Consider the following 19428-nt stretch of genomic DNA (forward strand, 5'->3'; position numbering starts at 1 on the left):
CGTGGCCGTCAGCCCGGACCAGATCGGCGCGATCAGCCGTGCCAGCGTTGACATGTACCGGGCCGCCGAGTCGGCCCTGGTCGCCCTGGTCGCCCGCTACCTGGGGGCCGGCATCGACGGGCCGATGTGGGCCGTGCAGCGCCTCGCCGCCGTGTCCGCCCTGCGCCGGGCCGCGCAGGCGGTCGTCGACCGGCTCGACCGGGATGCGCCCGGGGCCATCGGCCAGGCCGTCGCAGCCGCGTACCGGGCTGGCCACGGCTCGGCGCTGACCGACCTGCCGGAGGATGCGGCGGTCCGGCTCGCCGCGCGGGAGGCGGTCCGCGCGGTGCGGCAGCCGGCCGTGGTGGAGTCGCTGGCGTCGGCGCTGGTCGCGGACGTCGGCGAGCAGCACTCCAACGTCGTCCGCGACACCCTCGACGTCTACCGCCGAGTGATCGCCGAGGCGACCGCGGTGTCGGTGGCCGGTGGGCAGACCCGCCGGCAGGCCGCCCAGCACGCCTACGCCCGGCTGATCGACCAGGGCATCACCGGCTTCACGGACCGGGCTGGCCGGCGCTGGCGGCTGTCCAGCTACGTCGAGATGGCCACGCGCACGGTCACCCAACGCGCGGCGGTCCAAGGCCAGACGGACCGGCTCCAGTCGGCCGGGATTCGCCTGGTCATCGTCTCGGACACCGTGCAGGAGTGCCGACTGTGCCGGCCGTTCGAGGGCAAGGTGCTGTCGCTGTCCGGCGCTGCTGGGCGCGTGCAGGCCCGGAACCCGGTCACCGGCGGGACCGTCCAGGTGCAGGTGCTGACCACCCTCGACCGCGCTCGTGCTGCCGGTTTCCAGCACCCGAACTGCCGGCACTCCGTGAGCGCGTACCTGCCCGGCGTCACCCGCCGGCCAGCCCGGCCGACCGCCGACCCGGAGGGCGACAAGGCCCGCCAGCGACAGCGGGCCATCGAGCGGCAGATCCGGAAGTGGAAGGAGCGTGAGGGCGGCGCCCTGGACGCCGACGCGGCGAAGGCCGCACGCAAGAAGATCAGGGCGTGGCAGGCGGAGATGCGCGACCACCTCGCCGCCTGCCACGCCCTCAAGCGCCTGGCTTACCGGGAGCAGATCGGCGCGGGCAACATCCCGCCCGGGACGCCGAAGCCACTCGCCCCGCCTGTGCCTCGGCCGCGCCCGACCAGCCCACCGCCGGCACCCATTCCGCCCCCGCCGCCCGTCGACCCCGCCGAGGCAGCTCGCCGTGCGTGGGACGAGCGCACCGGCCGGGCACGCACCGGTCAGGGCGCGCTCGACGCGGCACCGCTACGCCTGGACCCGCGCACCGGCCGCCTGGTCGGCGGGGACACCTGGCCCGGACGTCAGGCCGCCGGAGACGCGGTACGCAGCTACCAGGGGTCCGGCTTCCAGATCGTCAACCGATCTCTCCGGCAGCGAGTCTCGCCGCTGCCCGAGCGCGCCGCCGAGCTGGTCGCCGGCCTGGACGACGCGCTCAGCCGCTCCCGGCTCGACGCTGACATCGTCGTTGAGCGCGGCTTCCGACCCACGCCGGCTTTCGGAGCCGACTGGGCCAACGCCGACGTCACCGGCTGGATCTGGACCGACCTGGCGTACGGCTCCGTCACGGCCGACTCGGTCGTCGCCGAGGAGTTCGCCGGCAGCCGAGGCATCATCATGCGCATCCTCGTCCCCCGTGGCGTCGGTGCCGTCCGGGTATCCGACCTCGGCTCCGAGAACGGCGGCTCAGAGGCCGAGGCCGAGATCCTGTTGGAGCGGGGCTGCCGGTACCGCGTCGTGCGCGACCATGGAGTCGTCGACGGGTGGCGGCGTGTGGATGTGGAGGTGCTCCGTGACTGATCGCAGTGACCGGCCGGAGCAGCCGACGTCGGCCCGGGAGCGGCAGGCCGCCCCGGACGAGGTCCAGGAGTACGACTACCGCCCGCCGGTCGACCCGACCCGGCCCCTGCCGCCCGGCGTGGGTCCTGGCCTGGACGACGACCGGCCCTCTCCGTCCCGGCCCCAGTAGCCGGACCGCCGGCAAGGCCCGGCACCCACCTCACACGACAGCCTCAAGGAGGCCCCCGTGCGCTCGACCCTGCCCGCTTTCGTCAACCCCCTCACCGGCGAGCCGGTCACCCCGGGCACGGTCCTGGGCTACCGGCGCGACGGCCGGCCCATCTATGTCATCGCGGGTGGCTCCGGCGAGGGCGGCGATGGCGGCTCCGGCGGAGAGGGTGGATCATCCGGCGACGGATCGACCGGCGAGGGCGGGGACGACACCAGCACCACCAAGACGCCCAAGATCGAGGGTGAATTCGACCCGGAGCGTCACGCCCGCGCCCTGGCCGCCGCCCGCGATGGCGAGAGGAAGGCCAAGGCCGAGTCGAAGGCGAAGGACGAGCGGATCGCCGCGATCCTCCAGGCTGCCGGCCTCACCCCGGACGGCAAGACCGACCCCGCCGAGCAGCTCAAGGCAGCCGCCGCCGAGCGGGACAGCGCCACCCAGAAGCTCCGCGACAAGAGCCTCCGGCTCGCGGTACGAGAGAACGCCGACAAGGCCGGCGTCGACCCCACCGCCCTGCTGGACTCCGCCAGCTTCCGCGCGGCCACGGCCGAGCTCGACCCGGACGCGGCCGACTACGACGACCAGGTCGTCGCCGCCATGAAGAAGGCGCTCAAGGCCAACTCGCGGCTCGCCGCCAACGCCGGCCAAGGTGCCGGCCGCCAGGGCGCCGACCACACCGGCGGCGGAACCAACACCGGACGCCCGAAGAGCCTCCGCGAGGCCTTCGCCCGCCAGAACCAGACGACGTAACTCGGGAGACCCAGTGACCATCACCCTCGCGGACGCGATGCGTAACGCGGCGTCGGACACCCAGTACGCGGTGATCGACGAGACGCGCCGCAACTCGTGGCTGCTCGACCAGTTCATCTTCGACGACGTCGCCACCCCCGGCGTGGGCGGTGGCTCCCTGTCGTACACCTACAGCCGGCTGACCCAAACCCGGGGCGGCCAGTTCCGTGCCTACAACACGGAGTACGTGCCGGCCGAGGCCAAGCGCACCCAGATCACCAGCTCGCTCTACCCGTTCGGTGGGGCGTACAACCTGGACCGGGCGCTCGCGCACCTGGGCCCGCGCCTGACCGACGAGATGGCGTTCCAGACGTCCGATCTGATCAAGGGCGTGCGGAACACGTTCGCCGAGCAGCTCATCGTCGGTGACCACGCGAGCAACGTCCTCGGCTTCGACGGCCTCGACGTAGCCCTCACCGGCAGCGTGACCGAGTTCTTCCCCAACGCGACCACCTTCTACGCCGACTGGTCCCCGACCACCCTCAACACCACCACCCTGGCCATCCAGGCCACCGACCAGCTCGACGAGTTCCTGTCGCTGCTCAACAGCCCCGCAGACGCCCTGCTCGGCAATCGGCTCCTGATGAACCGGATCAAGGCCATCGGCAAGCTCGCCGGGATGTACACCCGCACCCAGGACGACATGGGCCGGACGATCGAGCAGTACGGCAACGCCGTCCTCGTCGACCTCGGCACCGTCAACTCCGACATGACCGGCAACACGTCGTACGTGGTCCCGGTCGAGACCCGCGACCCGGACGGCGCGGGCGGCGGCGGGAACATCACCAACCTGACCGACCTGTACGCGGTCCGGTTCGGCCTCGACGCCCTGCACGGAGCGAGCGTCGCCGGCAAGCCGCTGATGGACCAGTGGGACCCCGACTTCAGCACCTCGGGTGCCGTCAAGACCGGCGAGGTCGAGATGGGCCCGGCAACCATGGTGCTGAAGAACAGCCGTTCCTGCGGCGTCTTCCGCAACATCAAGGTCAAGTGAGGCAGGCCATGGGTATCCGATTCTTCGAGATCCGGTCGCCGCGGCCCGACTTCACCGGTCGCATCGGTGCCGTCAGCTTCGCCGACGGCGTCGCCCGCGTCTCCTTCGACGACGAGCGCGACGACACCGGCATGGCGACCGCCGACGAGCACCGCGTCCAGGTCGGCCGCAGCGCCGTGCTGTTCGCCCAGCGTCGGCCCGGCTACCTCGTCACCGAGGTCGACCAGGCCGGCAACCCGATCACCGAGAAGGGCGACGACGGCCAGGACGACCGGCCGACCATGCCGTCCCGCTCGTCGTCGAAGGCCGACTGGGTCAAGCACGCCACCAGCCCGGCCGGCGGCATGACCGACGCCGACGCCAATGCCAAGACCCGCGACGAGCTGGCCGAGCACTTCCTCGGCCCGAAGGAGGGCTGAGCCATGCAGCTCGGCGGCTACAGGGGCAACGTCCGCGACGCCCTGACGCACGTCAACGCGGCGGACCCGGCCAGCCCGGACACGTTCTTCCGGCGCAACCTGCCCCGAACCGGCCTGTACGACTCCGCCAGTGACACCGGGCAGGCCGCCCTGGCGAGCGGGGTGATGACCTCCGTCCCGATCTGGCTGCGCCAGGGCGACGTCATCACGAACATCGCGGTCCGCACCGGCGCGACCGCGGGGGCCACGATCACCAACCAGTGGTTCGCCCTGTACGACGAGGCCGGCGCGCTGATCGGCCAGTCGGCGGACGGCACGTCGGCGGCACTCGCGGCGAACACCACGATCACCAAGCCGTTGGCGTCGGCGTACACCGTCCAGCGGACGGGGCTGTACTTCGTGGGGCTCATGGTCGCGGCGTCCACGACGCCGACGCTGCTGGGCACCGTGGCGGCTCCGGCGATCGTGACCGGGGAGCGGGCGCTGAGCCAGGCGTCGGGGTCGAGCCTGACCACGACGGCACCGGCCACGATCGCGACGCCGACGGCGAAGCAGTTCGTGCCGTACGTCGTCCTCACCTGACGCGCCGGGGGGTGTGATGGCGACCGGCTACACCGGCGGCGACCCGACCAAGGAGACGCCGGCCGGGGCGCAGGCGAAGGCCGACGCCGCCCAGGCTGCCGCCATCGCCGCCTCGGCACAGCGTGCGGCCAACCTGGCCGACCTGGCCAGCGCGGCAGATGCCCGCACGAATCTGGGCCTGGGCTCGGCGGCGACCCGCGCGGTCGGATCGGCGGCGGGCACGGTGGCGGCCGGGGACGACCCGCGTTTCAACGTCACCGCACCCGCCGCCACCGACGTGCAGGCGTTCACGAGCAACGGCACCTGGACGATGCCGGCCGGCGCGCGGGCCGTCGCGGTGGTCCTGATCTCCGGCGGTGGCGGTGGCGGCTCCGGCCGTCGCGGTGCCGCCGGCACGGCCCGGGTCGGTGGCGGTGGTGGCGGCTCCAGTGGCCGCCTCATCGCCACCATCCCCGCCTCGGTGCTGCCGTCCACGGTGGCCGTGACGGTCGGCGCGGGCGGTACGGGCGGGGCGGCGGTCACGGCCAACGACACCAGCGGCACGGCCGGCGGCAGCGGTGGCCCGTCGGCGTTCGGGACGTTCGCCCGGATCGGCTCGACCGGCGGTGGAGCGGGCGGGGCTTCCGGTTCCGGCGGCACCGGCGGCTTCTCCGCCCCCCACGGCGGCGCGACGGGCGGTGCCGCCTCCGCCACCGGGGCGGTCCCTTCCGCAGTGTTTCTGAACGCGGGCGCGGGCCCGGGCGGCGCGGGCGGGGGCATCACCGCAGCCGACGTCGCCAGCAACGGTGGTGTCCCGGCCGGCGGCACCACCACCTCGACTGCCGGCACTGCCGGTGTGGCCGGGGGTGCGCTGCCCACCACGGGTGATGCCGCACCGGCGGGCACGCCGAACGGCGGAGCGGGTGGCGGTGGTGGTGCCGCGTCCATCACCGGAGCAGCCCAGGCCGGTGCCAACGGGGCCAACTACGGCGGCGGCGGTGGGGGCGGTGGGGCCAGCCTCAACGGCAACGCCTCCGGCAAGGGTGGCGACGGCGCGGGCGGCATCGTCTACGTGGTCACGAGCTTCTGAAGGGCGGCCTGGTCGTGGCGTACAGCGTGATCCAGGGCCGCACGGTCACCCTGACCGTGGAGTGGCTCGACTACCCGGGCGGCCCGGCTTCCCTGGTGAGCGGGGTGACGATCGAGATCCGCCCGGCCGGCGGCGGGGTGGCGGTCGTCGGGCCCACCTCCACCGGGGTCGTGCACGTCGCCACGGGCCTGGACACCTACCGGTGGACGGTGCCCGCTGACCTGGCCGCAAGCGACTACGCGGTGATCTGGTCGGGCACCGACGCCCAGGCGGACACGGTCACCGCCACGGACATCGTGACGGTGGTCGAGCAGTCCCCGCCGGTGGGAGGCTCCTACGCCACCGTGGCGGAGCTGGCCGAGCACCTCGGCCGGACGCCGACCAACGCGGTGCAGCTGCTCGTCCGGGCGTCGAGGGATGTGGACCGGGCGCTGCTGTGTGCGGTCTACGACCCGACCGATCCGGCGGTGGTCACCGCACTGCGCGAGGCCACGCTGGAGCAGGTCGCCGGCAACCTCGGCAGCGGCAACACCACCGGGCTCGGGGGCAGCCGGCAAGGCGGGTTCAGCATCGGCCGCCTCACCGTCCAGGCCGCGAGCAGCGACGACAAGCCGGTCCGGATCGGCAGCCTCTGGGAGCAGGCGTGGACGGTCCTTCAGGCCGCCGGTCTGACCGGCCACGGCCCGCAGAGCAGGTGACCTGTGACCTGGGAAGAGTTCTGCGAGCTGTTCATCCCTGCCCCGAGGACCGTGCAGATGCAGGCGTACGAGGGCTCCGGCGCGTACGGCGACGAGTACGCCGCCCCCGTCGACGTGGGCCCGTGCGTCGTCGACGACACCACCCGCCGGGTCGTCGTGCAAACGCAGGACGCCGAGGGCGCTGAGGCGGCCAGCTCCACCACGGTGTTCGCACCGATGGGCACGGTCGCCCCGCCCGGGTCGCTGGTGACCCTCCCGTGGACCGGCCGCACCGCGAAGGTGCTCGCGGTCAGCGTCATGGAGGACCACGGCCTGGACCTGCCGGAGCACGTCGAGCTGTCCCTGGAGTAGCCGTGGCGGACGTCCACTGGAATGGCGACGAGATCCTGGCCCTCATCGAGGGCGACGAGGCCACCGGGCTCACCCTCGGTGCCGAACACCTCCTCCAAGTGTCCCGGACCGAGGTCCCGATTGAGGAGGCGACGCTGGAGCGGTCCGGCACCGCCTCGGTCGACCGGGACGACCTCCGAGCGGCCGTCAGCTTCGACACGATTTACGCCGTGCGGCAGCACGAGGAGCTGTCGTACAGGCACGACGAGGGCCGAAAGGCGAAATACCTCGAGGATCCGCTCAACAACGAGCGGGACACGCTGCTGGCCCTGATCGCCGGCCCCATCCAAGGCACGCTGGGAGGTGGCCGTGGCGACCGGTGATGGCTGGACCTCGCGCCTGCTGGCCGGCCTGGCGCAGCACATCGCTGCCGCTGGCATCGCCATTTGGCGGCCCACCGGCGGCTACCAGGCCAGCGAGGTGGGCATCGTCATCCGGGGCATCCCGACCAGCCCGGACCGGATCATCACGCTCGCCCCGTACCCGGTGTCCAGCACGCCGGGCCTGGCCGACATCACCCAGGGTGTGCAGATCCGCCTCCGTGGCACCTCGGACCCCAGGGTCGTCGAGGACCTGGCCGACAGCGTCTTTGAGCTGCTCGACAGCGCCGGCCGGCTGACCCTCGGCGGGATTGCCGTGGTGGACATCTACCGGCAGTCGTACGCCGCTCTGGGCGCGGACGGCAACAGCCGGTGGGAGATGTCGCACAACTACTACGTCGAGGCCATGAGGCCGACCAATAACCGCACCATCTGAGCCTGGAGGCCATCGTGACCAGCCCCGTCAGCAGTCTCACCGCGCTCGCGCGTCGGTTCGCAGTCGAGATCGACCTCAACCCGTCGGGGACCGCCGACTGGCAGCCGCTGTTGGGCATGGAGGAACTCAAGACCGTCTTCACGCCGCGTCGAGAGGACGACGAGGCGTACGACGACGCCGGGGCGATGCGCCGGGCCGTCACCGGCAGCGAGTGGGCGCTGGAGATCAAGCTCATCCACCGGACGGGCCCGGACGGCTTGACCATGCTCGCCGTGCAGGAGCACCTGCGGGTCAAGTCCGAGGCGGCCGACGCCATGACCGGCGAGGCCCACGTCCGCTGGTACGACCGCAGCGGCGTCGGTGAGGCCTGGGACGGCCGCTGCCTGGTCGACTGGACCCCGGACGGCGGCAAGGGCCGCGACACCGTCAGCGTTCGCCTCAGCGGGCAGGGTGCCCGGGTCGCGATCACCAACCCCAACGCCAGCACGCTGCCCGTGGTGGCCTCGCTGGCCCCGACCGGTGGCGGTACGGCCGGCGGCACCATCGTGGAGATCCGGGGCCGCAAGCTGACCGGCGCGACCGCGGTCACGTTCGGCGGCACCGCCGCCACCAGCTTCCGCGTCGTGTCCGACACGCTGATCATCGCGATCAGCCCGGCCAAGACCGCCGGCTCGGTCGACGTCCTGGTCACCACCCCCGGCGGGACCAGCGCGAACACCGCCGCCGACAACTTCCTGTACGCCTGATGGCCCAATTTTCGGACCTCGACGACTACCTCGATCCCGGACTCAAGCTGACGGTACGCGGCAAGCTCTACACCCTGCCGCTACCGTCGGCCGAGCTGGGCATCTGGTGCCGTCGGATCGCGCTCATGGCCGGCGAGGCCGGCGCAGCCAGCACCGACGAGGAGCTGGCCGAGGCGACCACGCGGGCGCGGGTACGGGCGGCGGAGCTGCCGCCCCTGCCGGGGGCCGAGCGGCTCGAATTCGAGCAGCTCTTACTCGGCGAGATGCACGCCGAGATGATGCGGGACGGCATCCCGGACCCGTACATCCAGTTCTGCGCCCAGACCGCGTACGTGTGGATCGTGGGCGGCGAGGACCAGGCGGAGCGCTATTGGACCTCCGGAGGCCGCCCGGAAGCACGTGGCCCGGGGAACCGGGCCGAGCGCCGGGCGAACGACCGGAAGACCAGTACGGGCGCGGATTCCGCGACGAGGTCACCGGGCTCTTCGAGTGGTACGAGTTCCCGGCCGAAGTCCGGCGGGAACGGTCGGGCGAGACGGTCACGTGGTCGGAGATCCTGACCCACTGGCTCATCGTCGAGGCTGATCTGCACTCCGAGTACGGGATCGACGTCGACAACCGCGGCCTCATGCGTCGCCGCTCCTGGCGGTGGCTGGAGGCCCGCATCCTCGGCCTCCTGTCGGCCGATACCCGGCTGCATCGGGCGCTCGCCCCACCCCCATCCACGACGCCGGGGTGAGCCCGGCCTGACCGCTGGCGGTGATCGCGGTGGCCCTGATCCTCGGCGAGCTGGCCGCGATCCTCAAGACCGACAACACCAGGCTGAAGCGCGGCCTGGATGAGGGTGAGCGGGACGTCCGCCAGGCCGGCCGGCGGATGGAGCGGGACGCCACCGCCACCGGCCAGGCGATGGGTACCGCGATCGGCGCGGGCGGTGCGGGCGGCGGGGAGAAGTTCAGCCGCGACGCCGCCGGCAAGCTGAGGGACTCGCGGGGCCGGTTCATCAAGGCCGGCGAGGAAGCCGGCGAGGCCCTGGGTGACGGTGTCTACCGAGGGGCCGATGGCCGGCTGCGGGATGCGCGGGGAAAGTTCGTCAAGGCCGGCACGGAGCTGGGCCAGGCGGCCAGCGGGGGTGCCCGGGGCGGGCTCGACTCGCTGCGGTCGGCGCTGTCCAACGTGGGTACCGCTGCCACCAACATCCTCACGAACGTGTGGAACCTGATCCCCGCGATCTTGGGCCTGGTGGCGGCAGTGGGCGTCGCCGTGCCCGCCGTGTCCCTGCTCGGCGGAGTACTGGGCAGCCTGCCCGCTCTTGCCGTCGGCGGTGGGGCAGCCATCGGCACGTTGATGTTGGGTTTCCACGGCCTGTCGGATGCCTTCAAGGAGACGGCCGGCTCGGGCGGGGCCGCAGTCGACAAGACGTGGCAGATCTACCAGGCCCAGCGCGCCCTGGCTAACGCTCAGCGGGAGGTGGTGGCTGCTCAGGAGGCCGTCAACCGCGCCCGCGCGGACGAGGTCGAGCGGCTGTCCGACCTCAACCGGGAGCTGCGAGAGGCCAGGCTGTCCGAGCTGGAGGCGGCCGAGCGTGAGAAGGAGGCCCAGCAGGAGCTGGCCGACGCGCAGAACATGGTCCGCGACGCCGAGGACAAGCTCAACAGGGCCAAGATGAGCGGCGACGTCCGAGCCATCCAGGAGGCCACCGAAGACCTGCTCAAGGCGCAGAAGGAGCAGCCGGCGGCCATCAGGCGGGCGGAGTTGGCGTACGAGCGGGCCAAGCTGGCCACCGAGGCCGCCAAGGACTCGACCGAGGACCTGACCCGGGAGCAGGAGCGGGCCAAGCGCCTCGGGGTCGACGGGTCGGACCAGGTGTCGGCCGCCCTGGAGCGGCAGCGGCGCGCGGTCGAGGCCGTCGAGGACGCCGAGCACGCCCTGGCCGAGGCCCGCAAGCCGGCCGGCGGGGGCGGTGGTGCCGCCTCCGAGATGATCAAGCTCGCGCCGGCGGCCCGGGAGGTCGTGGCCGCGATCAAGAGCCTCAAGCCGGCCTGGGAGAGCCTGCGTCTGGACGTGCAGCAGCGGCTGTTCGCGGGCGTCGGTGGGGAAATCAAGTCGCTCGCGTCGGCGTGGCTGCCCACCCTGCACGACCGGCTCGGCGGCATGGCCACCATGTTCAACGGCCTGTTCAAGAACTTCTCCCAGTCGGCCAAGAAGCCCGAGTTCATCGCCAACATCAGCGCCGGGATCGAGTCGGTGCAGAAGCTGATCGACCGGGTCGGCCGCTCCTTGACCGGGCCGTTCATGGATGCTTTTGGCCGGCTGTCCAAGGCCGCCGGGCCGTTCTTGGACGTCCTTGGTGATGAGCTGGGCGGGCTCATCGACGACTTCTCGGCGTGGATCAAGTCGGCCGACAAGAGCGGGAAGCTGGAGGGCTTCTTCAAGCAGGCCGGCGACTTCCTGCACGACATCTTCGACATGGGTCGTGACGTCGGCTCCATCTTCGGGTCGATCATGTCCATCCTCTTCGAGGAGAAGAGCATCAGCACGTCGCCCTGGGTGGGGCTGCGGGAGTCCCTGGACAGCGTCGCCAAATGGTTCAAAGACCCCGAGAATCGGGAGAAGATCCGCGAGTGGATCGACCGGATCAAGGACTTTGGGATCTGGCTGGCAACTGAGGGCATTCCGACCGTGGCGAAGTGGATCAGCAGGGTCAGCGGCTGGGTCACCAAGGCTCAGGAGTGGGGCGGCCGGATCGTCGCATTCAAGAATGACGTGGTCGGCGCGTTCAATTCGGTCGTGTCATTCTTCGGCGGCTTGCCGAAACGCATCTCCCGGGCTACGTCGGGAATGTGGAATGGGCTCTGGGCGTCTTTCAAGTCGACCGCGAATCGCATCATCTCTCACTGGAATAACCTTTCGTTCACGATCGGCGGCGGTACGGCATTTGGCCAGCAGATCCCGTCGGTCACCCTCAGCACGCCGAACATCCCGTACCTGGCGCAGGGCGGCATCGTCCGGGCCACCCCCGGCGGCCGGCTGGCGGTCGTCGGCGAGGGCGGCCAGGACGAGGCGGTCATCCCGCTGTCCAAGCTCGGCAACCTCGGCGGACACAGCGAACTACGCATCACCGGAGAGCTGGTCGCGCGCGGCTCCGACCTGGTCGTGGTGCTGCGGGAGCGGGTCTCGCTCGGCGGCGGCAACGTGCAGCGCGTCATCGGGTCCACGGCGTAGGAGGGAGAGGGAGTGTCGTATCTGACCGGCGACCCGCTGGAGGTCCGGGTCCGGATTGCGTTCGGGGCGGCCATCGCGGCGGACCCGGCGACTTGGACGTGGACGGACGTCACCGAGTGGTGGCACATCTCGGAGGACGTGGCGATCAGTTGGGGCCGGTCGCAGGGGGCGGACCAGCCGGAGACGTCCACCCTCGCCCTCACCCTCAAGAACACGGACGGCAGGTTCACCAGCGGTCATCCGATGTCGCCGTACTGGCCGAACGTGCGTAAGTGGACGCCCATCTCGGTCGACATCGACCTGGGCGACGGCGTCGCCTGGCGCAACCGCTTCTCCGGCTACATCCGGCGGTGGCCGCTGACCTGGCCCGGCCGGTCCGCCGAGATGGCCCTGGCCCGCATCGAGGCCGTCGGCATCCTCGGCCGCATCAACCGCGGCTCCCCGCCCGCCAGGTCGCCGATGTTCCGGACGTTCTCCGCCACCGGGCCGGTCGCGTACTGGCCCGCCGAAGACGGGGTGCTCTCCCAGCAGGCCGCCGCAGCCATCGCCGGACAGGGCCCGCTGAGGGTGTCCGGGATCGTCGAGTTCAAACGGGTCCCGGACTACTCGTACGAGGGAATCACGGTCACCCGGTACGGCACGGCCGCCCTGGCTGACCTCTCCGGCGGCGGCCAGCTCGCCGCCGCCCTGCCGGCCGCCGCGGTCACCGCTACCGCTGCTGGCGCATGGACGGTCCATGCGGCGATCAGGGCCGACTACTCCACCCTGCCGAGCGACACGGTCCTCATGGAGTGGACGTGCGACAGCGGCACGTACCGGCGATGGCAGCTCAAGATGACGACCCTCAGCCGCACCCAGGTCATCGGCTACAACGTCGCCGGAGCCCCGACCACCCTGATCGACTACGGGTCGACGACATCGACCTTCGTCAGCTACGGGGTGTCGGCATCGGTGTCGGCGGGCACGGTGACCGTGCGCCTGGACGGCGGCCCGGCGACCAACCTCCCGGGATCGACGACGTTCTCCGGCCAGCTTGGCGGCGTCCTGTCGGTGGCGGTCAATCCCGCCTCAGCGACCGCCACCGCCGAGCTGCTCGCCGGACATGTCGCCGTGTGGGCGCGTGCGCCCCTGCCGGTGGAAGCGGTGCCTACCAGCAGCGTTGATGCTGCCGGGGTGTTCGTGCGCGAGGCGAGGCGCTCCTTTCAGAACGAGTCGGCGGGTGATCGCTTGCGGCGCCTGGCCGCCGAGGATGGCGTGCCGCTGACGATGCCGACGGTGCCGCTGTGGTCGTACCAGCGGATGGGCTGGCAGCCGCAGTCGACGCCGATGCCGCTGTATGAGGAGTGCGAGGCGGCCGACGGTGGGCTCCTCTACGAGTCCGGGTTTGGGCTGGCGTACCTGCCTCGGGCGGCCCGGTACAACGCGCCGGTGACGCTCACGATCGACGCCGACGCCAGGCAGTTGGCCGGCGCGTTCGAGCCGACTGACGACGACCAGCTCCTGCGCAACTCCTGGACGGTCGAGCGGACCGAGGGCAGTTCGGCGACGGCCGACGACCCGGCGTCGATCGCCGTGCAGGGGCGGATCGAGGCCAGCGCCAACCTCAACCTGGCCAGCGACGCCCCGTTGGCGGACCAGGCCGGCTGGCGGCTGCGGCAGTCCACGGTCGCAGAGCCCCGATACCCGTCGGTCGGCATCAACCTGGGCAGCTCGCGGGAGCTGGCTGCCGCGTGGGTGGCCTGCCGGCCCGGGTCGCGCATCCAGGTGGTCAACCCGCCGCCTCAGGCGGTCCCGGGCGTCATCGACCAGCTGGTTGTCGGCGCGAGCGAGACGTTCCGGGGGCGGCAGTCGTGGCGGGCGAGCATGTCCGTGGTGCCGGCCGCTCCGTGGCAGGTCGCTACGGCCGGCGGGGCGCGGCGGGCGGCGACGGACGGGTCGACGCTGGCGGCTGACACCGACCTGGCCGGCGCGACCGTGGTGTCCGCCGGATTCGCGGCCACCGCCGCCTCGTCCTGGCCGACCGCCGACGTTGGCGGCTCCTGGACGGTGGAGGGCACCGCATCGGACTACAGCGCCTCCGGCGGGGTCGGCCGCATGGCCCTGGGCACCGTGCTCGTGTCCCGCCGGGCCATCGTCGGGACCAGCCGCGCCGACGCGGACATGGTCGCCACGATCACCGCACCGCTCGCCGTTGACGGCGACATCCAGCCCATGCTGGGGCTCAGGTGGACCGACAACAACAACACGTACCTGTACGTGGTGGAGCTGCGGCCTGACCAAAGCATCTGGGCCGGTATCGAGAAGCGCGTCGCGGGCGTGCAGAGCACCATCGGCAAGACCCAGACCGCCCTCGCCCCCGGCGCCGCCCTGCGGATGCGGGCCCGCGCCCGGGGCACCCTGCTGGCGATGCGCGTGTGGCTGGCCACCGACCCGGAGCCGACCACCTGGGACTGCACCGGCACGGATTCGGCGCTGACCGCCGGCCGGCAGGCGTGCCGGGCGATCCTCGGCACCGGCAACACCAACGTCGCACCGGTCGTCACCTGGGATGACGTGCGGGTCTTTGACCCGACGACCCTGTCCCTGGCGTCGACGGCGGGCCTCTGGACCACCAAGGCGTCGGCGATGCCTCTGGACCTGGCGGTGGGTGGCGAGCGGGTGACGGTGTCGGCGATTGCCGGCTCGTCCAGCCCGCAGACCGCGACCGTGTCCGCCCGCGCCGTCAACGGCGTCGAGAGGTCCTGGCCGGCCGGCACTCCGGTGCAGGTGTGGCAGCCGGCTGTAGCACCCCTCTGAGGAGAGATATGACGACGGACGCCGGGGACTACATCACCCCGAGCAGGCTCAACCCGGTGGCGTTCCAGCTCCAGTTGGGCTCGAACTACACCCTGACGACGACGGCCACGGACCTCACCCTGACCAACGTCACCCCGGGGTACAGCTCCGGCACCACGTCCATCGTGGTGCCGGAGGGCGGCATGGTTGGACTGGCCGTGTGGCAGGGCGATTTTCAGCTCACCACGTCGGCCACGGTCACCGCGGCGACCCTGGACCTGACCATCGACGGGGCCATCCCGACCGGTGCCCCGCAGGCGCTGTTCGACCCGGGCAACGTCACGGACATGCGGCTGACGCCTGGTGCGTCGTGGCCGTTCGCCCTGGCCGCCGGGTCGCACTCGTTCGGCCTGCGCGCGTCGATCACCCCGTCGACGTCCAACGTCCGCCTCAACGCCCGGCACACCTGCCTGTCGATCCTGCTGCACCCGTAGGAGCTGCCATGACCACCGCACCGGCCAACCTGCTGGCGGTCCGCCGGCTCCTGCTCGACACCATCAAGGGCCTCGACCCGGCGGCGGTGGGGATCGTCGGTGATCCGGCCCACCGGGGCGGCTACCACTGCGGCTCCGACCGGGTCGTGAACAACGACTACTCGGTGGTGGAGTCGTCCCGGGACCGGACCGGCCTCACCCTCTACGCCGCCGGGCTGGACGTCGGCACGTTCAGCATCCGCGTCGGGGGTGTCACCCACAACCTGCGGACGTTCTCCACCTGGTGCGTCGGCCAGTGCCGGGCGAACGCGCCGGACACCCGGGACATCAGGGAGATCATCTATTCGCCCGACGGCAAGGTCGTCAGGCGGTGGGACCGGCTGGGCAAGCGCAGCTCCGGCGACGACTCGCACCTGTGGCACACCCACTTCAGCTTCTTCCGTGACGCGATCCGCGCTGGGCGGGATCAGACCCCGCTGTTCCGGCGCTACCTCACCGAGATCGGCCTACTGAAGGGACCGGACTTGACCCCCGAAGAGCACGCCTGGCTGGAGACGGTCCACAAGAACCTGACCGTCCTCGACGGCCGTAACCCCATCGGCCAGATCTACACCCGCGCCACCATGGGCACCGACGACGCCCTGGCCAAGGCCGGCACGCCCTACACCCCGGCACACCCGACGCTGAAGAGCCTCGCCACCCAGATGGCCACCATGCAGGCGGCGCTACTCGGCGCGGTCCAAGGCCTCGACACCCAGGCCATCATCGCCCGGATCAACGCCGTCGAGGCCGACGAGCGGCAGCGCGACGCCCAGGCCGCCGCCGAGCGGGCGGAGATCCTCGCCCTGATCGGCCGCTGGCAGACAGGTGAGCTGACGGCCGACCAGGTCGTCGACGAGCTGAGCGCCCGCCTGGGGCAGGCACGTGAGTGAGGCTGGAGCAACTCACCCGGGCGCTGCGGGACCTCGGCTGCGTCACGGTTGGCCTGGGGGTGATCGTCCATCAGACCGTGGTGGTGCCACCCGGCCGGGCGTCCGAGGCGCTGCTGGTCGCCGCGGTCACCCTGCTGACCGGGCCGGCCGTGGGCGGGGTGATCGGCCTGCGGCGGGAGGCGAACACCTCGGCCGGATCGTCCTCTCCGTCGTCGCCGTCCTCGTCGCCGTCGCCATCATCGCCGTCAGCGGCGCCGTCCGGGGCGGGTGATCCGGGGTGACGTGGCGCGGCTGGCAGGTCCTGGTCGTGGTGCTGGTGACGGCCGTCCTGGCGGCGGGGCTGGCCCTGGTGTCGGCGTCCCGGTCGGCGGGGGTGGCCGAGGATGCCCGGCGCGAGTCTGAGCGGCGCTGGTGCGGGGTGGTCGTCGCCCTCGATGACGCGTACCAGGAGTCGCGGCCGGTTACGCCGGCGGGCCAGCGCATTGCCGACTCGATCGCCCAGCTCCGTCGCGAGTTCGGCTGCCCCTGATCGCGGGGCAGGAAAGCGCAATCCCTCAGCCTGGACCACCCCGGTCCGGGCTCCGTCGTACCTGGAGGTATCCATGCGGATCGCCCGCTACGCCAAGACCATCGTGGCCGCCGTCGTTGCTGGTGGGGTCGCCCTCACCGTGGCGATGGGCGACGACGTCCTGACCGCCACCGAGGGCATCACCGTCGCCCTGGCGGTCCTCGGCGCGCTCGGGGTGTACGTGGTCCCGAACGCGCCGACCGACCAGACCGACCGGTAAGATCCTCTCTGCGGCGCTCCCGGTGACGTCCCGGGTGGTGCCGACCAAACGGCAGCGGCCCCGCTCTCCCTGGTGGAGGGCGGGGCCGCAGTGCGTTCGGGCAGGAAAGCGCGTGCCGGGTGGGTGGTGGGGGCCGGGTGACTGGCCCCCGTCCCGGTCAGCTGATGGGGTCGTAGCCCAACTCGTCGACGATCCGGTCGTAGCGGTCGAGCATCCGCTGGCGGAGCGGGCTCTCGGGACTCACCTGCTTGAACAGTTCGGCGGTGCGTCCGGCCTGGTCGATGAGGCGCTGCTCCCGCTCGGTGGCTTCGGGCTTCCTGGTGACCTTCATGGCTGACTCCCCTGGTCGCTCCCTGCTGATACTCATAGTGTAGTGGGTACCTAGGCAATCTGACAACCCTCCCACTACACCAACCTCCGGGCCAACGACAGCGCCCCCACTGCCTCGCGGCGATGGGGGCGCTTCGTCGTGTCTCGGGTCAGGCGGAGTCCGCCTCGGGCGCGACCTTGCCGCCCTTGCCGCCACCCGGGCGGCCCTCCAGGATCTGCTGGATGCGGTTGCGGTGCAGGCCGCCCAACTCCTTGCCGATCTCGGCGTAGCTCATGGGTCGGGCCTTCATCTCCTGCACGGCCTCCTGGCGGATCTTCCGTAGCCGGGCCTGCCACGCGGGGATCTCGCCGAGCCGCTGACCTGCCTGTCTAGCCCGCTCGGCGGGGTCGGTGATGCGCTCGATGTTGTCGATGTCGGCCAACGGATTCTCCACCTCGTGATCGTAAGGGGTGCCCTTGCAAACCCGACTGTAGTGGGTACCTTGACGTCCTGACAAGGCACCCACTACAGTCGGGTTGTCAGGCAAGCCACCCCCGAAAACGGGGCGGCCCCCGGGAGGCGACTGCAACGCCGACCGGGGGCCTTGATCGGACACAGGAGGTCCGACCCATGAGCATCTTCCACCGTGCGCGCCCCCCGGCGCAGCCCCCCGAGTACGACCCGGCGATCGGCGAGGCCGCCTACGGCCAGGCCCGGCCGGTCAACGACCCGCGCGCCACGTACCCGACGGCGACCCAGACGCGGGACGCGACGTTGGCCGGCATCGGCCGCCGCGACGCCACCAAGCGCAAGCGCTGACCCACCCCGCCCGGCGGCGACTTCCCCGCGCCGCCGGGCCCCCTCAGCCTGCCCACCTCTCCCGTGAGGAGCACCCCCGTGCGTGCCCGTATCGACCGCTGGGTCTACCGCACCGTCGCCGTCTGCGCGCTGCTGGCCGGCCTGGCCGCCTACACCAACCACACGACGCACCCCTGCTCGCCGAACGTCGGTGCGGGCGGCATGTGCGTCCCGATCTCCCTGGAGTCCTGATGGAACACCTGCTGCTGATCCTGCTCGGCGGTCCCGTCGCCATCGGTGGCCCGGCGCTGGTGGCCCGCCGCCTGGTCGAGGGCCACGCCAACCGCACCGCCGCCGCGATCCGCACCCAGCACGCCGAGCCGGCGCCCGCACCGGTGCAGCGCCCGGCCGCGACCCGCACGAAGGTGGTGGCCCGATGACCAGTCGCGCCAACACGATCCAGACCGGCATTCTGTGGGGTCTGCCGGCCGCCCTGATCACGCTCGCCGTCGCCTGGACCCTCGTGGCCGTCGGCGGTCTGCTCGCCACCCAGGCCCCCGCGTGGGTGGCGTACAGCGCCGGAGCCCTGTTCGACCTCGTGTGGGTGTCCGCGATGCTGCACGAGCGGGCGCACCGCCGGTCCGCGTCCGCTTCCCGCACCCCCACGATCCTCGGCTGGGTGCTGCTGGTGGTGTCCGTCGCCGCCGTGCTCGTCCACGGCCTGACCGCCACGACCGTTCCCATCGCCGTCATCGGCGCGGTCATCCCCGTGCTCGGCAAGCTGACCTTGCAGATGGCCATGTCCACGGCCGCCGTGCGGATCACCGACGACGCCCAGCGGAAGGTCGACCTGGTGCGGTCCCGGGGCCGCGACGCCGTCGCGGTAGCGCGGGCCGTCGACGAGGTGAAGGCCATGGGTGAGGCGGTCGGCGCACAGCACACGGCCCGGGAGTACCGCTCCCGCGTGAAGGCACACGCGGAGGTCGACGCCGCCCGCCGGGCCTACGAGGCGGCGTCGATGGACCGTGCCGCCGACAGCGCCGACACCGTGCCGGCCGGGGAGCTGCCGTCGTTCGGCCTGATCTCCGACGACGACATTCGGGGGCTGCTTGACTCGCTCACCGTTCCGGCTGTTATCGCTGGTGGCACGCCTGACGGCACGGGTACGGCGCAGGGGAGCGACGGCTACGGCACCCCCGACGACAAGGCCCTGCAACTACTGGCCGCCGAGGTGTACGCCGCCGCCGAGGTGGACGAGGACCCGCCGAGCCTGCGGGAGTTCCGCCGACGGATGCGTGAGGCGCTGACCGGTCGCCGGTGGCGGGCGTCCACCGCGTTGGTCGACCAGCTGTACCGCCACGAGAAGGCGCTGCGGACGGGAGGCCGGCCGTGAAGAAGCCCACCGACATCCGTGACCTGGAGCGGGACCTGACCGCCGCGAAGGGCGACCCGCAGCGGCACGCCGAGGTCCGCGACCAGATCCGGGACGCCGGCCTGCCGCACCTCGCGGCCGAACTGGACCGCATCGCCGCCACCGACCCGCAGAACTGACCCACCGCGGTGCCCGGCCCGATGTGGCCGGGCACCGCACCCACGACCAGCAAGG

General features: G+C 72.0%; 28 protein-coding genes. 26 read left to right on the plus strand and 2 right to left on the minus strand.

Annotation, left to right across the window (positions count from 1 at the left end; all coding sequences use genetic code 11):
* The first annotated feature begins 1 nt into the window (after position 1).
* From Q2K16_RS13715 to Q2K16_RS13815, 21 genes are all read left to right on the plus strand, one after another.
* The gene (locus tag Q2K16_RS13715) at positions 2–1849 is read left to right on the plus strand and encodes a phage minor capsid protein (protein WP_302745823.1); all 1848 of its coding nucleotides are present in this window, start codon (positions 2–4) and stop codon (positions 1847–1849) included.
* On the plus strand, positions 1842–2018 hold the full coding sequence (locus Q2K16_RS13720; RefSeq protein WP_302745825.1) for a hypothetical protein: 177 nt from the start codon (positions 1842–1844) through the stop codon (positions 2016–2018). The genes Q2K16_RS13715 and Q2K16_RS13720 overlap by 8 nt, the downstream gene beginning before the upstream one ends.
* A 57-nt stretch (positions 2019–2075) precedes the next feature.
* The gene (locus Q2K16_RS13725; protein WP_302745826.1) at positions 2076–2807 is read left to right on the plus strand and encodes a hypothetical protein; all 732 of its coding nucleotides are present in this window, start codon (positions 2076–2078) and stop codon (positions 2805–2807) included.
* Between the two features lie 13 nt (positions 2808–2820).
* On the plus strand, positions 2821–3840 hold the full coding sequence (locus tag Q2K16_RS13730) for a major capsid protein (RefSeq protein WP_302745827.1): 1020 nt from the start codon (positions 2821–2823) through the stop codon (positions 3838–3840).
* An 8-nt stretch (positions 3841–3848) separates the two neighbouring features.
* The gene (locus Q2K16_RS13735; RefSeq protein ID WP_302745828.1) at positions 3849–4259 is read left to right on the plus strand and encodes a hypothetical protein; all 411 of its coding nucleotides are present in this window, start codon (positions 3849–3851) and stop codon (positions 4257–4259) included.
* Positions 4260–4262: 3 nt separating this feature from the next.
* Positions 4263–4841, plus strand: coding sequence for a hypothetical protein (locus Q2K16_RS13740; RefSeq protein WP_302745829.1), 579 nt, complete (start codon positions 4263–4265; stop codon positions 4839–4841).
* A gap of 16 nt (positions 4842–4857) precedes the next feature.
* Positions 4858–5910, plus strand: a complete 1053-nt coding sequence (locus tag Q2K16_RS13745; protein ID WP_302745830.1) for a glycine-rich domain-containing protein — start codon at positions 4858–4860, stop codon at positions 5908–5910.
* A gap of 14 nt (positions 5911–5924) precedes the next feature.
* Positions 5925–6608, plus strand: coding sequence for a hypothetical protein (locus Q2K16_RS13750; protein ID WP_302745831.1), 684 nt, complete (start codon positions 5925–5927; stop codon positions 6606–6608).
* 3 nt (positions 6609–6611) lie between these two features.
* Positions 6612–6959 carry a hypothetical protein gene (locus Q2K16_RS13755; RefSeq protein WP_302745832.1) on the plus strand — a complete coding sequence of 116 codons (348 nt, stop codon included), beginning with the start codon at positions 6612–6614 and terminating at the stop codon, positions 6957–6959.
* Positions 6960–6961: 2 nt separating this feature from the next.
* Positions 6962–7321 (plus strand): hypothetical protein, encoded by a 360-nt coding sequence (locus tag Q2K16_RS13760; RefSeq protein WP_302745833.1) that lies wholly within the window; start codon positions 6962–6964, stop codon positions 7319–7321.
* Entirely contained in the window at positions 7308–7754 is a 447-nt protein-coding gene (locus tag Q2K16_RS13765; RefSeq protein WP_302745835.1) for a minor capsid protein, read from the plus strand. The genes Q2K16_RS13760 and Q2K16_RS13765 overlap by 14 nt, the downstream gene beginning before the upstream one ends.
* 14 nt (positions 7755–7768) lie before the next feature.
* Positions 7769–8500 carry a phage tail tube protein gene (locus Q2K16_RS13770; RefSeq protein ID WP_302745836.1) on the plus strand — a complete coding sequence of 244 codons (732 nt, stop codon included), beginning with the start codon at positions 7769–7771 and terminating at the stop codon, positions 8498–8500.
* Positions 8500–9060 carry a DUF7426 family protein gene (locus Q2K16_RS13775; RefSeq protein WP_302745837.1) on the plus strand — a complete coding sequence of 187 codons (561 nt, stop codon included), beginning with the start codon at positions 8500–8502 and terminating at the stop codon, positions 9058–9060. The genes Q2K16_RS13770 and Q2K16_RS13775 overlap by 1 nt, the downstream gene beginning before the upstream one ends.
* A complete protein-coding gene (locus Q2K16_RS13780; protein WP_302746476.1) occupies positions 9054–9239 on the plus strand; it encodes a hypothetical protein in 186 nt (61 codons plus the stop codon). The genes Q2K16_RS13775 and Q2K16_RS13780 overlap by 7 nt, the downstream gene beginning before the upstream one ends.
* Before the next feature lie 29 nt (positions 9240–9268).
* The gene (locus Q2K16_RS13785) at positions 9269–11725 is read left to right on the plus strand and encodes a coiled-coil domain-containing protein (protein ID WP_302745838.1); all 2457 of its coding nucleotides are present in this window, start codon (positions 9269–9271) and stop codon (positions 11723–11725) included.
* 12 nt (positions 11726–11737) lie between these two features.
* Positions 11738–14521: a hypothetical protein gene (locus tag Q2K16_RS13790; protein ID WP_302745840.1), complete on the plus strand. Its 2784-nt coding sequence runs from the start codon at positions 11738–11740 to the stop codon at positions 14519–14521.
* 8 nt (positions 14522–14529) lie between these two features.
* On the plus strand, positions 14530–14994 hold the full coding sequence (locus Q2K16_RS13795) for a hypothetical protein (RefSeq protein ID WP_302740157.1): 465 nt from the start codon (positions 14530–14532) through the stop codon (positions 14992–14994).
* 8 nt (positions 14995–15002) lie between these two features.
* On the plus strand, positions 15003–15926 hold the full coding sequence (locus tag Q2K16_RS13800) for a hypothetical protein (RefSeq protein WP_302745842.1): 924 nt from the start codon (positions 15003–15005) through the stop codon (positions 15924–15926).
* A complete protein-coding gene (locus Q2K16_RS13805; RefSeq protein ID WP_302745843.1) occupies positions 15923–16207 on the plus strand; it encodes a hypothetical protein in 285 nt (94 codons plus the stop codon). The genes Q2K16_RS13800 and Q2K16_RS13805 overlap by 4 nt, the downstream gene beginning before the upstream one ends.
* Positions 16204–16455, plus strand: coding sequence for a hypothetical protein (locus Q2K16_RS13810; RefSeq protein ID WP_302745845.1), 252 nt, complete (start codon positions 16204–16206; stop codon positions 16453–16455). The genes Q2K16_RS13805 and Q2K16_RS13810 overlap by 4 nt, the downstream gene beginning before the upstream one ends.
* A gap of 73 nt (positions 16456–16528) precedes the next feature.
* Positions 16529–16714: a hypothetical protein gene (locus tag Q2K16_RS13815; RefSeq protein ID WP_302745846.1), complete on the plus strand. Its 186-nt coding sequence runs from the start codon at positions 16529–16531 to the stop codon at positions 16712–16714.
* A 157-nt stretch (positions 16715–16871) separates the two neighbouring features.
* On the opposite strand, the gene Q2K16_RS13820 is transcribed toward Q2K16_RS13815, so the two are convergent.
* Both Q2K16_RS13820 and Q2K16_RS13825 read right to left on the minus strand, forming a co-directional pair.
* A complete protein-coding gene (locus Q2K16_RS13820) occupies positions 16872–17045 on the minus strand; it encodes a hypothetical protein (RefSeq protein WP_302745847.1) in 174 nt (57 codons plus the stop codon).
* Between the two features lie 148 nt (positions 17046–17193).
* A complete protein-coding gene (locus tag Q2K16_RS13825; RefSeq protein WP_302745848.1) occupies positions 17194–17478 on the minus strand; it encodes a hypothetical protein in 285 nt (94 codons plus the stop codon).
* A 176-nt stretch (positions 17479–17654) separates the two neighbouring features.
* Here Q2K16_RS13825 and Q2K16_RS13830 point away from each other — a divergent pair, with 176 nt between their 5' ends.
* From Q2K16_RS13830 to Q2K16_RS13850, 5 genes are all read left to right on the plus strand, one after another.
* Entirely contained in the window at positions 17655–17843 is a 189-nt protein-coding gene (locus Q2K16_RS13830) for a hypothetical protein (RefSeq protein WP_302745849.1), read from the plus strand.
* A gap of 78 nt (positions 17844–17921) precedes the next feature.
* A complete protein-coding gene (locus Q2K16_RS13835; protein ID WP_302745850.1) occupies positions 17922–18074 on the plus strand; it encodes a hypothetical protein in 153 nt (50 codons plus the stop codon).
* Positions 18074–18262 carry a hypothetical protein gene (locus Q2K16_RS13840; RefSeq protein WP_302745851.1) on the plus strand — a complete coding sequence of 63 codons (189 nt, stop codon included), beginning with the start codon at positions 18074–18076 and terminating at the stop codon, positions 18260–18262. The genes Q2K16_RS13835 and Q2K16_RS13840 overlap by 1 nt, the downstream gene beginning before the upstream one ends.
* Positions 18259–19215, plus strand: a complete 957-nt coding sequence (locus tag Q2K16_RS13845; RefSeq protein WP_302745852.1) for a hypothetical protein — start codon at positions 18259–18261, stop codon at positions 19213–19215. Before Q2K16_RS13840 ends, Q2K16_RS13845 begins: the two co-directional genes overlap by 4 nt.
* Complete coding sequence (locus tag Q2K16_RS13850) at positions 19212–19373, plus strand: hypothetical protein (protein WP_302745853.1); 162 nt, start codon at positions 19212–19214, stop codon at positions 19371–19373. Before Q2K16_RS13845 ends, Q2K16_RS13850 begins: the two co-directional genes overlap by 4 nt.
* The last annotated feature ends 55 nt before the right edge of the window (positions 19374–19428 follow it).

The sequence above is a fragment of the Micromonospora cynarisoli genome (assembly GCF_030518815.1).
Lineage (GTDB): Bacteria > Actinomycetota > Actinomycetes > Mycobacteriales > Micromonosporaceae > Micromonospora > Micromonospora wenchangensis.